Origin of the sequence: Tepidibacter formicigenes DSM 15518, assembly GCF_900142235.1 — a bacterium.
GTDB lineage: Bacteria > Bacillota > Clostridia > Peptostreptococcales > Peptostreptococcaceae > Tepidibacter > Tepidibacter formicigenes.
Genome location: NZ_FRAE01000071.1, coordinates 1 through 13,347 on the forward strand (window position 1 = coordinate 1; position 13,347 = coordinate 13,347).

16 protein-coding genes, 2 pseudogenes and 1 other annotated feature are annotated in these 13,347 nt (G+C 26.5%); of the genes and pseudogenes, 9 read left to right on the forward strand and 9 right to left on the reverse strand.

Translation table 11 applies throughout. The annotated features are described in order from the left end of the window. Positions 1-180, reverse strand: a pseudogene (locus tag BUA77_RS14275) (IS982 family transposase); the annotation flags it as partial. A gap of 183 nt (positions 181-363) precedes the next feature. Here BUA77_RS14275 and BUA77_RS11080 point away from each other — a divergent pair. The 4 genes from BUA77_RS11080 to BUA77_RS11095 all read left to right on the forward strand — a co-directional run bounded on the left by BUA77_RS11080 (position 364) and on the right by BUA77_RS11095 (position 3,266). Next, positions 364-636 carry a hypothetical protein gene (locus tag BUA77_RS11080; protein WP_072890181.1) on the forward strand — a complete coding sequence of 91 codons (273 nt, stop codon included), beginning with the start codon at positions 364-366 and terminating at the stop codon, positions 634-636. Positions 637-982: 346 nt separating this feature from the next. Next, a complete protein-coding gene (brnQ, locus tag BUA77_RS11085; protein WP_072890183.1) occupies positions 983-2,272 on the forward strand; it encodes a branched-chain amino acid transport system II carrier protein in 1,290 nt (429 codons plus the stop codon). A 138-nt stretch (positions 2,273-2,410) separates the two neighbouring features. Beyond that, complete coding sequence (locus BUA77_RS11090) at positions 2,411-2,683, forward strand: hypothetical protein (protein WP_072890185.1); 273 nt, start codon at positions 2,411-2,413, stop codon at positions 2,681-2,683. 154 nt (positions 2,684-2,837) lie between these two features. Beyond that, positions 2,838-3,266, forward strand: coding sequence for a DMT family transporter (locus BUA77_RS11095; RefSeq protein ID WP_072890187.1), 429 nt, complete (start codon positions 2,838-2,840; stop codon positions 3,264-3,266). A gap of 143 nt (positions 3,267-3,409) precedes the next feature. Here BUA77_RS11095 and BUA77_RS11100 read toward each other — a convergent pair whose 3' ends face one another. Next, a complete protein-coding gene (locus BUA77_RS11100) occupies positions 3,410-3,973 on the reverse strand; it encodes a C40 family peptidase (protein WP_072890189.1) in 564 nt (187 codons plus the stop codon). 332 nt (positions 3,974-4,305) lie between these two features. On the opposite strand from BUA77_RS11100, the gene BUA77_RS11105 reads away from it, so the two are divergent. Both BUA77_RS11105 and BUA77_RS11110 read left to right on the forward strand, forming a co-directional pair. Then, positions 4,306-4,611, forward strand: a complete 306-nt coding sequence (locus BUA77_RS11105) for a LysO family transporter (protein WP_072890191.1) — start codon at positions 4,306-4,308, stop codon at positions 4,609-4,611. Continuing rightward, on the forward strand, positions 4,608-5,210 hold the full coding sequence (locus BUA77_RS11110; protein ID WP_072890193.1) for a lysine exporter LysO family protein: 603 nt from the start codon (positions 4,608-4,610) through the stop codon (positions 5,208-5,210). The genes BUA77_RS11105 and BUA77_RS11110 overlap by 4 nt, the downstream gene beginning before the upstream one ends. A 13-nt stretch (positions 5,211-5,223) precedes the next feature. Here BUA77_RS11110 and BUA77_RS14560 read toward each other — a convergent pair whose 3' ends face one another. After that, positions 5,224-5,355, reverse strand: a complete 132-nt coding sequence (locus BUA77_RS14560; RefSeq protein WP_278280572.1) for a hypothetical protein — start codon at positions 5,353-5,355, stop codon at positions 5,224-5,226. Positions 5,356-5,460: 105 nt separating this feature from the next. Between BUA77_RS14560 and BUA77_RS13935 the strand changes: the two are divergent. Continuing rightward, positions 5,461-5,580 (forward strand): annotated as a pseudogene (locus BUA77_RS13935) (IS3 family transposase); the annotation flags it as partial. A gap of 14 nt (positions 5,581-5,594) precedes the next feature. Here BUA77_RS13935 and asnA read toward each other — a convergent pair. From asnA to BUA77_RS11135, 4 genes are all read right to left on the reverse strand, one after another. Continuing rightward, on the reverse strand, positions 5,595-6,605 hold the full coding sequence (asnA, locus tag BUA77_RS11120) for an aspartate--ammonia ligase (protein WP_072890195.1): 1,011 nt from the start codon (positions 6,603-6,605) through the stop codon (positions 5,595-5,597). A gap of 181 nt (positions 6,606-6,786) precedes the next feature. Further along, positions 6,787-7,042, reverse strand: a binding site (T-box leader). 109 nt (positions 7,043-7,151) lie between these two features. Next, positions 7,152-7,619, reverse strand: coding sequence for a hypothetical protein (locus tag BUA77_RS11125; RefSeq protein ID WP_072890197.1), 468 nt, complete (start codon positions 7,617-7,619; stop codon positions 7,152-7,154). Next, a complete protein-coding gene (locus tag BUA77_RS11130) occupies positions 7,607-7,945 on the reverse strand; it encodes a YtrH family sporulation protein (protein ID WP_072890199.1) in 339 nt (112 codons plus the stop codon). The genes BUA77_RS11125 and BUA77_RS11130 overlap by 13 nt, the downstream gene beginning before the upstream one ends. A gap of 124 nt (positions 7,946-8,069) precedes the next feature. Then, positions 8,070-9,320 carry a LysM peptidoglycan-binding domain-containing protein gene (locus BUA77_RS11135; RefSeq protein WP_072890201.1) on the reverse strand — a complete coding sequence of 417 codons (1,251 nt, stop codon included), beginning with the start codon at positions 9,318-9,320 and terminating at the stop codon, positions 8,070-8,072. Positions 9,321-9,513: 193 nt separating this feature from the next. Here BUA77_RS11135 and BUA77_RS11140 point away from each other — a divergent pair, with 193 nt between their 5' ends. Both BUA77_RS11140 and BUA77_RS11145 read left to right on the forward strand, forming a co-directional pair. Beyond that, the gene (locus BUA77_RS11140) at positions 9,514-9,810 is read left to right on the forward strand and encodes a hypothetical protein (protein ID WP_072890203.1); all 297 of its coding nucleotides are present in this window, start codon (positions 9,514-9,516) and stop codon (positions 9,808-9,810) included. 166 nt (positions 9,811-9,976) lie between these two features. After that, the gene (locus BUA77_RS11145; protein WP_242939119.1) at positions 9,977-11,404 is read left to right on the forward strand and encodes a spore germination protein; all 1,428 of its coding nucleotides are present in this window, start codon (positions 9,977-9,979) and stop codon (positions 11,402-11,404) included. A 43-nt stretch (positions 11,405-11,447) separates the two neighbouring features. On the opposite strand, the gene purB is transcribed toward BUA77_RS11145, so the two are convergent. Beyond that, complete coding sequence (purB, locus tag BUA77_RS11150; protein ID WP_072890207.1) at positions 11,448-12,884, reverse strand: adenylosuccinate lyase; 1,437 nt, start codon at positions 12,882-12,884, stop codon at positions 11,448-11,450. 153 nt (positions 12,885-13,037) lie between these two features. Continuing rightward, positions 13,038-13,307, reverse strand: coding sequence for a hypothetical protein (locus tag BUA77_RS11155; protein WP_072887200.1), 270 nt, complete (start codon positions 13,305-13,307; stop codon positions 13,038-13,040). Between the last annotated feature and the right edge of the window lie 40 nt (positions 13,308-13,347).

The window sequence follows — 13,347 nt, forward strand, 5'->3', positions numbered from 1 at the left end:
AATACTGATGGTAATTATTTCACTATCACTTAATATACAACCACTGATATTTCTACGTTCTTTAATATGTGTTGGAGTAATGTTTTGGTAAATATCATCAATTATGACATAACTGACAATAATAAAGTCTTTCAAGTCATTAATTTCTTTGATAGAATATTTCTTATGGAACTCCAGCATATGTTTTCCTCCTATCTTAATTTCTTGGTCGTTATTAATGATAGGTTAACATAATTTGCTGGAGTTTTTCTATTTGTAAATTTTAACTAGCACAACGAGTTAATTTAATATAGAAATAACATTTTTTAATAAAATAATATTTAATCAAATGTTTTATTTTATAAACATTAGGAGGTTTAATATATGTTTACTAATATTAAAGAAATGAGAGATAAAAAAGAAAATGGAACATACAACTTAACAATTGAAATTCCAGAAAAAGATTTTTTTAAAGTGTATAATAGTGTAAATAATAATGTTGCCAATGACTTAATAAGACAATATTTGGTTGATGTACAGGATGATGCTAGATTCGATAATGTAAAAATTAAACACAATAAAAACAGACACACAATAAGACTTACAAGTGAACTTAATTATTATGGAAATGAGCATACAGATTATAATAGAAAATAATAAAAAGTAGTAGTGGTATTTTTCACTACTACTTTTTATTATGATAAAAACAAACTTTCAGATATTCATTTTTTGGAATTTATTAACTTTTCATAATCTTGTTACTTTATTCAATATATTGATATGTTTATTGATTGTTGTTATAATGACTTTAACCTTTATATGGTTTATATTCTATTTTATTCATAATTGTCATAAAATTCACTCTTAATATTTAATTTCTTATTTTTTTTCTTAATTACTGTATATTAAGGGACTATAATACATATCAATCTAACTAACTTATAGTTTCTTTATATAAAATATTTATATTAAATTTTTAAATTACAATAAGGGAGGTAAAAAAATGAACAAAACATCTAAAGATGTGCTTGTAGTTGGATTTGCACTATTTGCTATGTTCTTTGGTGCTGGTAACTTAATATTCCCACCTTCTCTAGGTCTTATGTCTGGTACTAATTGGATTCCTAGTTTAATTGGTTTTTTACTTACTGGTATTGGTATGCCACTTCTTGGTATTATTGCTGCTTCTAAAGCAGGGGGAAGTTTAAGTGATCTTGCTGATAAAGTTAGTCCTACATTCAGTAAAATACTAGGTACTGTTATAATGTTAGCTATAGGACCACTCTTAGCTATACCTAGAACTGGGGCTACTACTTTTGAAATGGGAGTTAAGCCTTTATTCCCTGGAGTAAGTCCAATAATTACTTCTATATTTTTCTTTGGAATAACTTTATTTTTAGCTATAAATCCTTCAGGAGTTGTTGATAAAATAGGTAAAATTCTTACACCTGTTTTATTAATTGCTTTAATTACAATAATATTTAAAGGTATAACTAGTCCAATAGGTTCTCCTATTGATACAGGCCTTAAAAATCCTTTCTCTAAAGGTTTTACTGAAGGTTATCAAACTATGGATGCTCTTGCATCAATGGTTTTTGCTGGAATTGTAATAGGTTCTTTAGTTCAAAAAGGATATACAGATACTAAACAACAAATTAAATTGACTATAATGTCAGGTTTAGTAGCTGCAATAGGATTAGCATTAGTATATGGAGGCTTAATGTATTTAGGAGCTACTGGTAGTGGAGTATTCCCTGGTGATATAGCTAAAACTGATTTAACCATTGCTATTACAGAAAGAATATTGGGAAATACCGGAAAGGTTTTAATAGGAATATCTGTATCATTAGCATGTCTTACTACATCTGTAGGTCTTACTGCTACTTGTGGAGAATACTTTAGCAAGCTTTCAAAAGGAAAATTAAGTTATAAAGCTGTAGCTATTATAGTAACTGTATTCAGTGCAGTAGTTTCAAACTTTGGTGTTGAGACAATAGTTAAAATTGCTGTGCCACTACTTGTTACTGTTTATCCAGTAGGAATTATATTAATAGTTATGAATATCTTTGATGATTTCATACCAAATAAAACAGCATATACAGGAGCTGTATTTGGGGCTTTATGTGTTAGCTTATTTGATGCATTAGCTGCTATGGAAATTCAAATTTCACCCATTGCAAACGTTATCCTAAAATTACCTCTTGCAGATGCAGGATTTGCTTGGATTACTCCTGCTGTTATAGGATCTATTATAAGTATTTTAATATTAAAAAAGAAGCAGACAAATATATAAATTTAATAGCTTTTAATAAAATAAAAACCTTGATCTAAAAAAGATTAAGGTTTTTATTTTATTTTATAAAAAATTATTATATAATAACATTAGGAATTTTCAGAAAAATCCAAATCATTCGTGAAAGAAGGTCTTATTATGAATACTGCTGATTATACTTTACCATCTCCTAAGTTTATAATTTTTCATCATTTTATTAAATGGTTTATAGATAATTTTGGCATAATTCCTTATTTTTTAATAGTTGTCGGCTCTATATTCATTTTTTGTTTATATGCATTGATTCGTAGTGTTAATAGAAAACAATGGGACAAAACAATTATGATAATACTTTTTACTATGATAATTGTAGGTGGTCTACTTGGATTAGGTTTTGATGTGCATAATGGATATCCTATTACCTTAATATAAAAAGAATACTCTTATTTGTAGTATTCTTTACAATATATTTGTACCTAATATAATCACCTCTGAATAATTTCAGAGGTGATTTTTTTGTAAGTAATATCTTCATGACATTTAAAATAAAATTATTAATAAAAATATAAAACTAGGGAGAAATTATATGAATAAACTATTACCAATTTTATTTGCAATACTAGTAGGCATTTGTACAACATTAGAAGCTTATATTAACTCTAAATTAGGAAAATTTGTTTCTCCAAGAATTGCAACTTTTCATAATTTAATCACAGGTTCTATTTTCATTTTAACTGTAATTTTATTAAAAGGTAACATAAAACAGTATACTAAGATTTTTAATGTAAGACCTCAATGGCTTATAGGCGGTTTATTTGGGGCATGTATTATTTATTTTGGAATAAAAGCAATCCCCAAATTAGGAGTAGCAAATACATTAATTATAGTTTTTGTATCTCAAGTCACAACAGGATTGTTTATTGACATATTTATATTAAGACAAGACCAATTACATTTATATAAATTAATAGGTATTATTTTATTATTTATAGGAACTTTTTTTGTTATGAAATAATTTAATCACTTAATTTTTATAATATTTGCTTGTTTCACAATTAATATAGATATTATTACTCTACTAACATCTTTTTTATTCTAAAAAACTATATTATTATATATAATAATATCCAAAGGCACCAGTAAACAAATAGAAAATGGTTATCTCATCTTATTTAAAACCCTTCTTCCTGTAACATAGGTTTTAGCATAATCCCCTTTATCTAAAGGCGATATAACTACTTTTTTGTATTTTGATGAAGCATGAATAAATTTATCATCTCCAATATACATACCTACATGAGAAATGCCTTCTCCTTTAGTATCAAAAAATACTAAATCACCTGTTTTAAGCTTATTTTTAGGAATAAATTTACCATTTCTAACTTGATTTTTTGATACTCTATTTATATTTATGCCGAAGTGTTTCATTACATATTTTGTGAATCCAGAGCAGTCAAATCCTTTAGGTGTATTTCCTCCCCATACGTAAGGAACGTCTAGATATTTTTTAGCAAAATCAATTATATCATGTTTTCTTACATCTGATTTTTTTAAATCTTTACTATTTATATTACTTAATTTATTTGTAGATTTTTTTAAAATATTATTAAAATTATTGTTTTTATTAGAGCTACTTTTATTTATTATATTTTTCCTAATTTGAACAGAAAGTCTTGATTCTATTTCAGCAATTTTTTGATTATATATATAATGTACATTCATACTATCAATCTCCTTTTATATCACTAATTTAATAATATCTGAATTTTATAATAATTTCACTGGAAATATATGTCCTACGATAATAGTATATATTTTTCTCATTTACATTTTGTTAATAATATTTTCTTAAATCGTTCTGCATTTTTCTAAATTCAGTGCTGATTTAATATAAGGCTTGTTTTTTTATGCTATAATTTTTATATAACAACAAAGGAAGGAGAAGGTGAATCTATAAACAATCAGATTGAAATATGTAAAAAATATATACATAGAAACTATAATAGAATAACAGACATAAAAATTTATGAAGATGAAGGATTGAGGTGATAATTATGAAAATTCTCATTTTAAGTCTAATAATAGGAATTATAATTGGTATTACTAAAATAATTCCTAAAAAACATATGAAATTCAACTCATATTTTCAGCTATTAGCACTTATTATACTTTTATTTTCAATGGGGGCTTCTATTGGATCTAACAAAGAAATACTTAGTTCTTTAAACACTATAGGTATTAAAGCTATAACCTTTTCAATAATGACAATTATTTTTAGTGTTATTGTAATGTACATAGTTAGTAAAAAATTTTTAAATACAAATAATCAATCTATAGAAAAGGAGGAAATTCAAAAATGATATATGCAATTTTAGGTTCTTTAATACTAGGTGCTTTTTCTGGATATTTTATTCTTCCAAAAAATATTTTATCAAATCTTGATTTCATATCTAATATTGCTTTAAATCTTCTTCTTTTATCAGTTGGAATAGATCTTGGAGAAAATAAGGAAGTGTTTAAGAGCCTAAAAGAAAAGGGATTTAAAATACTTTTAGTTCCACTATCAATTGTTATAGGAAGTGCCATAGGTGGTATTATATGTAGCATAATATATACAATACCTATCAATTTAGGCCTTTCTATATCCTCAGGATTTGGATGGTACAGTCTTTCAACTGTTATATTATCTAAAATATGTAATTCAGAAGCTGGAACTATTGCCTTTTTAAGTAATGTATTTAGAGAAATAATTTCAGTTGTTATAATACCTATAATTGCAAAAAAAATAAATTTTATAACATCTATAGCTCCTGCTGGGGCAACTTCTATGGATTCAACTTTACCTGTTATTATAAAATCTACAGATAAAGAAACTGTAGTTATAGCTTTTATAAATGGAGCTATTTTATCAATTCTTGTTCCTATTTTAGTTCCTCTTTTTTATAATTTAAAGTTTTAATTTACTACTTCATCTATATATATAATCTAAGTCTTCTTTTTTTCTTCATCTTCTCTTTAAAAACATAAAATCCATTTTTAGTACGTTTTACTTTAAATCCTATAGCTTTATAAGTTTCATATTCTATTTTATTTATTCTTTTCATTTATTTAACCACCATTTCTTTTTACTTTAATATATTCTTATTTTCTCATCATCGTTCATCTTTTATCGACAGAATGGAGATGAGGTTGATTTTACAATTTGTAATAATTTGGATGATGTAAAAAGAGAAATAGATGAGTATATGGATTACTATAACAATTATAGATATCAGTGGAATCTAAATAAGATGACCCCTACTCAATATAGGGATCATCTTATAGCATAAAGTAGTCTTTTAAATTATAATAAAAATATATTTGATTTTTCACATTCTTCAATCATATCTTGTGGCCAAATAGAAGCTTGAACTTCTCCTATATGAGCCTTTCTTAAGAAGAACATACATATTCTTGACTGACCTATTCCTCCTCCTACTGTAAATGGAAGCTTTTCATCTAATAATAGCTTATGAAATTCTAACTCTTTTTTTTCTTCACAGTCTGCTAGTTTTAACTGTCTCTCTAGTGCATCTTTATCTACTCTAATTCCCATAGAAGAAAGTTCAAATGCTCTATCTAAAACTGGATTCCAGAATATAATATCTCCATTTAATTTCCAATCATCATAATCTGGCGCTCTTCCATCATGCTTTTCTCCTGACTTTAAAATATCTCCTATTTTCATTATAAATACTGCACCCTTTTCTTTAGTGATTGCATCTTCTCTTTCTTTTGGTGTTAAATCTGGATATTTATCTTCTAATTCTTGAGATGTTATAAAGAAAATCTCTTCTGGAAGAAACTTTTCTATTTCATATAATTCATGTATATATTTTTCTGTATCTTTAAATACACTGTATATAGTTCTAACTATTTCTTTTAAAGTTTCTTCTGTTCTATCTTCTTTTCTGATTATTTTTTCCCAGTCCCATTGATCTACATATATAGAATGTAAGTTATCTAAATCTTCATCTCTTCTTATTGCATTCATATCAGTATATAGACCTTCTCCTATACTAAATTCATATCTTGCTAATGCCATACGTTTCCATTTTGCTAATGAGTGTACAATTTCTGCTGTTGCTCCATTGTCTCCTTTTACATCAAAAGATACTGGTCTTTCTACTCCATTTAAGTTATCATTCAGTCCTGTTTCAGGTTTTACAAATAAAGGCGCCGATACTCTTGTTAGATTGAGCTTTTCTGAAAGATTTATTTGAAAGAAGTCCTTTATTTTCTTTATAGCAATTTCAGTTTCTTTAAGTCCTAATTTTGGTTTATAACCTTCTGGTATTATTAATCTTTCTAACATATATAAATTCCTCCTTATAATCATTATTCTTATTTTTTAGTTTATAATGTATATACTTCAACATGGCCATGTTATATTCAATACAATAAAAAAGTCTTTGTTCTAAAAATTTTAACTGTAGACTTTTTTGAAAAGGATTATAATTTCCTATTCATTATAAAAAAAGCCTTTCATCTCTATAAAAAGAGACGAAAGGCTTTACTTCCGCGGTACCACTCTAATTAGCATAAAAGCTCACTCTTATCAGTACGGAATAAATAAATTATTCGATACTGTCCAAATTATAACGGTTTGGCTCCGTCTAAGCCTACTTTCTCTAAAGATTTCGGTTAGAAACTCAGAGATGTTCTTCACTATAGTTCTTGTACCGGACTCTCACCAACACCGATTCGCTGAAACCAGATTTCTATAGCTACTCTTCTCTTCACAGTCTTTTTTTATTAACTTATCGATTTATGTAATAAATTATACAGTTTATAATTTTTTATGTCAACAAAACTATTTAATTTTTTTAAATAAATATTTTTATATATATTTATAAAATTATCAATCTAATATTTCAACCTTTATCCATAATTTTAACATTTCACTTAACATTAATTTATTTACTGTTAACTTATACTCTTTGTTTTCTATTTTCATTATTCTTTTATCAATGATTTCTGGTACTAAATCTATATCAATGCTTTTTATTTCTTTCCCTAATAATATATTATATTTTTCTCTAATATGTTTTTTTAACTTTAACTTTTCTATTTCATCACCTTTATATAATAGTATTATTTCTATATCCTTGACTATAAATTTCTTATTATTAATAGCTTCTTCTAATTTTTGAAGTCTTACATCTTTCTCCTCAATAATAGTGTTTAAATAAGTAATTTCTTCATAATATCTATCTATTCTATAACTTATAAGTGTATTTATGCTTATTACTCCTAATATATATCCACTTATTATACCTGTTAGTAAGAATAAAATATATTTGAATTTAGAACTTTTTAAGATATCCATATTTTTGAACACCATTTAATTAATTTGATAAAACTATATCCCAAATTAGCCCCAGTAAGGGCCATTATAATATATCCAACTTGTTTTATGACAGATTTTATTTCTCCTTTAAATATACCTTGTTCTATTATTTCAAATGAAGAAAATGTACCTCCTAAAGCTACAACTACAGCCCAAATTTTAATAGAAGTAGCTACATCAAACATAGTTTTAAGTGGTGGATGATTGTTAATTAAAGCCCCAATTCCAGCAAATAAAGAAGCTCCTATTATTACACCAAAAGATATTAAAAAGTTGTAAACAAGATTATTAAAAAAAGAAACCATATACATCACCTTATAAAATAAATTCATTTTATAAGATATTATTCATTTTTTTATTAGATAATTACTTTTTTTATAATAAAGAAAAAAGAGTATCTTCAATAAACTAAAGATACTCTTAAAGTAATTATTCAACTATTATTCCAGCTGATATTTTCACACTTTTTTGATGAGATTCAGATATTTTACCAGTGTTATGACTTGTACTATTTAAAAAGTGTATATCAAAATGTCCATCCATTCCATTTCCTTTTATAGAATCAAAATTAATACCAAATCCATAATCTCCACTTCTCCAATTAGTATTCACATTTGCAGGATCTACATCATTTCCAGCATGAGGCATTCCAGAAGCACTTGCAGCTACTTTTCTTCCGTTATACTCTAATATAACAGGTCTTGTAACCCAACTCCAGCTACCTCCCCATATTTCTTTCATTATTTTAGTATCCTCTAAAGTCAAAGTTTCTACATCAGCATGATTTGCTCCATATGTTCTTTTAGCCATGAAGCTTTTTCCTGTATTAAAATCAACAACTTTAAATTCAGCTCCTATAGGTATAACATATTGTGCAGCATCCCACCAATCAAGATATTCTCCATATTGCTCTCCTATCGTATCCATTACAGGTATATTATGTTGAGGTACTTTAATTACATCACCAATATTTAAGATGGTACTTGAAGTTGCATTATTAGTATCTAATAATTCTTGATATGGTATTCCATACTTTAAGCTTAAACTCCAGAAATTATCACCAGACTTAATTGTATAATCTATATACGTAATAGTAATATTTATTTGATTTTTTATAGTATTAGTTTTGTTTTCTTCTTCAGTTATATTGTCTACATTTGGTATTTTTAGTTTTTGTCCTATATATAATACTGAACTTTCGTCCATATTATTTATTTTTAATAATTCACTTAATGATACATTAAACTTTTGACTTATTATCCATGCTGTATCGCCACTTTTTACTTCATAATAGTTATCATTGTCTACACTTGGTATTTTTAGTTTTTGTCCTATATATAATACTGAACTTTCGTCCATATTATTTATTTTTAATAATTCACTTAATGATACATTAAACTTTTGACTTATTATCCATGCTGTATCTCCACTTTTTACTTCATAATAGTTTAAGTTATCCATTTCTGGTATTATAATTTCCTGACCTACCTCTAAGCTAGGATTTTCCTTTGCATTATTAACCTTTAATAGTTCATCAATATCTACATTATATTTTTGACTTATCTTCCAATAAGTATCATTTGGTTGTACTGTATAATTCATTGCAAATATAGGTGATGTACATCCTATCATATAAAAAAACACACTTCCTAATGCCATTTTCTTCATTAGCTTCTTCATAAAGTTCCCCCTTGTTTGTAAGATAAAGTATGTTTCAATATATTAATCGACATATTCCGACATATATTAAGATGTAAATTTTGGGATAAACTTTATTAAAATGGATTCTAATTTTTCTTTAATTATCATATATATATACAAGCTATTAAATTTTTAATTTATTATATTACTTTAGCGAAAAGGAGTTTTTATTATGAAAAAATTTGCATACATAATTTGTATTGTAAGTCTAATTTCTATTCTTATGGGTTGTATATATAAAACTGAAAACAACACAAATTATATATCTGTAGGAACTTATGTCGGTTTGATAGATGATAATTCTATAGAAGTGACTATAAATTCCTCTCCCATGGCGTTTCGATTAACTGATAATACTAGAGGATATTTTGACCAAAATATTATAAAAGAAGATGAAAATGTAATTTTGATATATTTTAAAAATAAGTATGAACAATTGATACTTGTTAATATTCAGCAAATTGACTAATTTCTTTTGAATAGTTTTAATTTGTTGTTTATTGTATTTTTCTACTAGGAAATATATTTCTTTAATATACTTTTTAAACTTAGAATAATTTAAAATTCAAAATCAATCCATAAATCAAATAATATATTTTACTTATTTGGAGATAATAGGATTGAACGGAGGGAATATGATGAAATTAACTTCTAAATTAAATGAAAATATAAAAATATTAAATCAAAGACTTCCTCTTGAAAAAAGCTTTGATATAGTAGGTAGAAAGTGGTCAATAGCTGGTATTAATGCATATTTTGTTTTAATTGATGGATTTACAAAAGATCAAATTATGCTTTATATAATGGAAAAATTGCAGTCAATAAAAAAAGAAAATATTAATATTAATACAATAAAAAAATTACTTCAAAACTACATTGCCTATATTGAAATTGATACTTTTGATGATTTCGATACTATGGAAACAGCAGTTCTTTCAGGTAATACTGCATTATTTATAGATGGTCAAAATGAAGGAATATTAATTGATGTAAGAGAGTATCCTGTTAGAGGGCCCGAAGAGCCAGATCTTGAAAAAGTTACAAGAGGATCTAGAGATGGATTAGTAGAAACTATAGTGTTTAATACTTCTTTAATTAGAAGAAGAATTAAAGATCCAAAATTAACTTTTGAACTTACCAATGTGGGAACTCAATCAAAAACTGATGTTGCAATTGCTTATATTGACAGCGTAGTTGATCATGATTTATTGAAAAAATTAAAAAATAAATTAGATGAAATAGAAATAAATTCTTTAGTTATGGCAGAAAAAACATTGGAGGAATTGTTGATTAAAAAGAAATGGTATAATCCTCTTCCTCAAGTAAGATTCACAGAAAGACCAGATGTGGTAGCTGCTCATCTTCTTGAAGGACATATTGCAATTATTGTAGATACATCACCTAGTGTTATACTTTTGCCTGTTACACTATTTCATTTTACTCAGCACGCAGAAGATTATTATCAAAATCCAATGGTAGGAACATATTTAAGATGGATTAGATTTATTGCAATGTTTTCTTCATTAATAATTACTCCATTATGGCTTCTATTGATATATAACAAGGGGCTTTTGCCTGATTATTTAAAATTTATTGGTCCAAAAGAAGTTGGACATATACCTTTATTTATGCAATTTGTAATTTTAGAATTTGGTCTTGATTTTCTTCGTGTTGCATCAATCCATACTCCTAACACATTATCTACTTCACTTGGTATTATTGGTGGTTTGATCTTAAGTGAATTTGCTGTAAAAGTAGGATGGTTTACTCCTGAAACTATTTTATATATGGCTGTTGCTGGTATTGGAACATTTGCAACTCCTAGTATGGAATTTTCCATGGCAATTAGAATTTTTAGATTATTTCTTTTGCTTATGACTGGTTTTTTCAAAAGCATAGGCTTTTTCATAGGTTTGAGTGTAATTTTAATCATTGTATTTACAACTAAAGGATTTTCAAATCAATCTTACCTATGGCCTTTATTTCCATTTAACGGAAAAGCATTTTCTAATATATTCTTTAGAAAGCCTATAGTAGAAATTAAAAATAATAAAAAATCTTAAACTAAAATATCCCTTGAGTTATCTCAAGGGATATTTTGAAATTTTATACATTTAAATCTACTTTTATTCCTAAATTGTTTTTAAATTTTTCTATAACTGGATTTATATGTTCATCAATAAATTCAACTACTTGCACAGGAGCTCTTCCAACAAAGTTAGAAGGATCCATTATAGATATTATTTCTTCTTTACTCATTTTAAAATCATCATCTTTAATTATTCTTTCTATTAAATCATTTTCTTTTCCTTCTTGTTTTACTCTTTTAGCAGATTCCATTGAATAAACTCTTATCTTTTCATGAAGTTCTTGTCTATCTCCACCCCTTTTTACAGCTTCCATAAGTATTGTTTCTGTAGCCATAAATGGGAGCTCTTCATTTATATGTCTTTTTATCATATTTTCATAAACAACAAGTCCATCTGTTACATTTATTCCTATTTCAAGTATGGCATCTATTGCAAGAAAAGATTGTGCAATACTTAGTCTTCTGTTTGCAGAATCATCTAATGTTCTCTCAAGCCATTGTGTAGAATGTATTAAAGCTGGATTTAAAGTTTCTGCTATTACATATTTACATAAAGATGAAATTCTTTCACTTCTCATAGGATTTCTTTTATATGCCATAGCTGAAGACCCTATTTGATTTTTTGCAAATGGTTCTTCTATTTCTTTTAAGCTTTGAAGTAATCTTATATCATTAGTCATTTTATGTATACTTTGAGCTATAGAAGAAAGTATTGATAACACTTGATGATCTAGTTTTCTAGTATATGTTTGTCCAGTTACAGGATAACTTCTTTCAAATCCCATTTTAGAACATACTAGCTTATCAAGTTCTTTTACCTTTTCATGATTTCCTTCAAATAAGCTTAAAAAACTTGCTTGTGTTCCAGTAGTCCCCTTTACTCCTCTTAACTTTAGATTTTCTATTCTATATGTTAAATCTTCAAGATCAATAAGTAAATCTTGAATCCAAAGGCAAGCTCTTTTTCCTACAGTAGTAAGCTGAGCAGCTTGAAAATGTGTAAATCCAAGAGTTGGAATATCTTTATATTTAAATGCAAAATTTTTAAGATTATTTATTAAATTAACAAGCTTAATTCTTACAAGCTCCATTGCATCTTTCATAAGTATTATATCTGTATTATCACCTACATATGCACTTGTAGCTCCAAGATGTATAATTCCTTTAGCTTTTGGGCATAAAAGACCATAAGCTTTAACATGAGACATAACATCATGTCTTGTTTCTTTTTCAAATTTTTTAGCATCTTCAAAATTTATATTATCCACATTGGCTTTAAGTTCATCAATTTGTTCTTTACTTATATTAATACCTAATTCCATTTCAGCTTCTGCAAGAGCAACCCATAATTTTCTCCAAGTTTTAAATTTACTTTCAGGAGAAAAAATATAACTCATTTCCTTACTAGAATATCTTTCTATTAGAGGATTTTGATAATTATTATAATTTTTCATAAGATCCCTCCTTAAAATATGTAAATTAATCATTTCCACCCTGTTATTATACATTATATTTCGAACAATAACAATTTTTTTATTTAAAATATAAGCAAATTCTTTTTTCAGAACAAAATATCACTTCGTGATACTCTCAGATGAGTAGCAGAGCTACTCATCTGTATTTTTTGAAACTAATTCACCATTACATTTTGGACATATAAGTATAGGCATTTTTACTTCAAAATTCTCAATATCACAACCAGAAGCAAAAAAGTCATCTTCAATAAATTCATCAATAATAAACCTAGGTACATCTTCTTCAAATCCACACTCCAAACATTGATATCTGTAAGTCTTCTCGTCTGTTTCTATCCCAAAGGGATACGCTTCCTCGTCCTCTCCCATATCTAGGAAGTTCTCTTTCTCTAAATCTTTCATTATCGGGTATCTCCTCTCTATTACGCTTTATTTCTTCTAA

Coding starts and splice junctions, on each gene's coding strand:
- BUA77_RS11125 (WP_072890197.1), bottom strand. CDS start 7,619: ATGGATATCTTAAAAAGTTCTAAATTCAAATATATTTTATTCTTACTA.
- BUA77_RS11155 (WP_072887200.1), bottom strand. CDS start 13,307: ATGAAAGATTTAGAGAAAGAGAACTTCCTAGATATGGGAGAGGACGAG.
- BUA77_RS11130 (WP_072890199.1), bottom strand. CDS start 7,945: ATGGTTTCTTTTTTTAATAATCTTGTTTACAACTTTTTAATATCTTTT.
- BUA77_RS11095 (WP_072890187.1), top strand. CDS start 2,838: ATGAATAAACTATTACCAATTTTATTTGCAATACTAGTAGGCATTTGT.
- BUA77_RS11100 (WP_072890189.1), bottom strand. CDS start 3,973: ATGAATGTACATTATATATATAATCAAAAAATTGCTGAAATAGAATCA.
- BUA77_RS14560 (WP_278280572.1), bottom strand. CDS start 5,355: ATGAAAAGAATAAATAAAATAGAATATGAAACTTATAAAGCTATAGGA.
- BUA77_RS11080 (WP_072890181.1), top strand. CDS start 364: ATGTTTACTAATATTAAAGAAATGAGAGATAAAAAAGAAAATGGAACA.
- purB (WP_072890207.1), bottom strand. CDS start 12,884: ATGAAAAATTATAATAATTATCAAAATCCTCTAATAGAAAGATATTCT.
- BUA77_RS11145 (WP_242939119.1), top strand. CDS start 9,977: ATGATGAAATTAACTTCTAAATTAAATGAAAATATAAAAATATTAAAT.
- BUA77_RS11140 (WP_072890203.1), top strand. CDS start 9,514: ATGAAAAAATTTGCATACATAATTTGTATTGTAAGTCTAATTTCTATT.
- asnA (WP_072890195.1), bottom strand. CDS start 6,605: ATGTTAGAAAGATTAATAATACCAGAAGGTTATAAACCAAAATTAGGA.
- BUA77_RS11135 (WP_072890201.1), bottom strand. CDS start 9,320: ATGAAGAAGCTAATGAAGAAAATGGCATTAGGAAGTGTGTTTTTTTAT.
- BUA77_RS11105 (WP_072890191.1), top strand. CDS start 4,306: ATGAAAATTCTCATTTTAAGTCTAATAATAGGAATTATAATTGGTATT.
- BUA77_RS11090 (WP_072890185.1), top strand. CDS start 2,411: ATGAATACTGCTGATTATACTTTACCATCTCCTAAGTTTATAATTTTT.
- BUA77_RS11110 (WP_072890193.1), top strand. CDS start 4,608: ATGATATATGCAATTTTAGGTTCTTTAATACTAGGTGCTTTTTCTGGA.
- brnQ (WP_072890183.1), top strand. CDS start 983: ATGAACAAAACATCTAAAGATGTGCTTGTAGTTGGATTTGCACTATTT.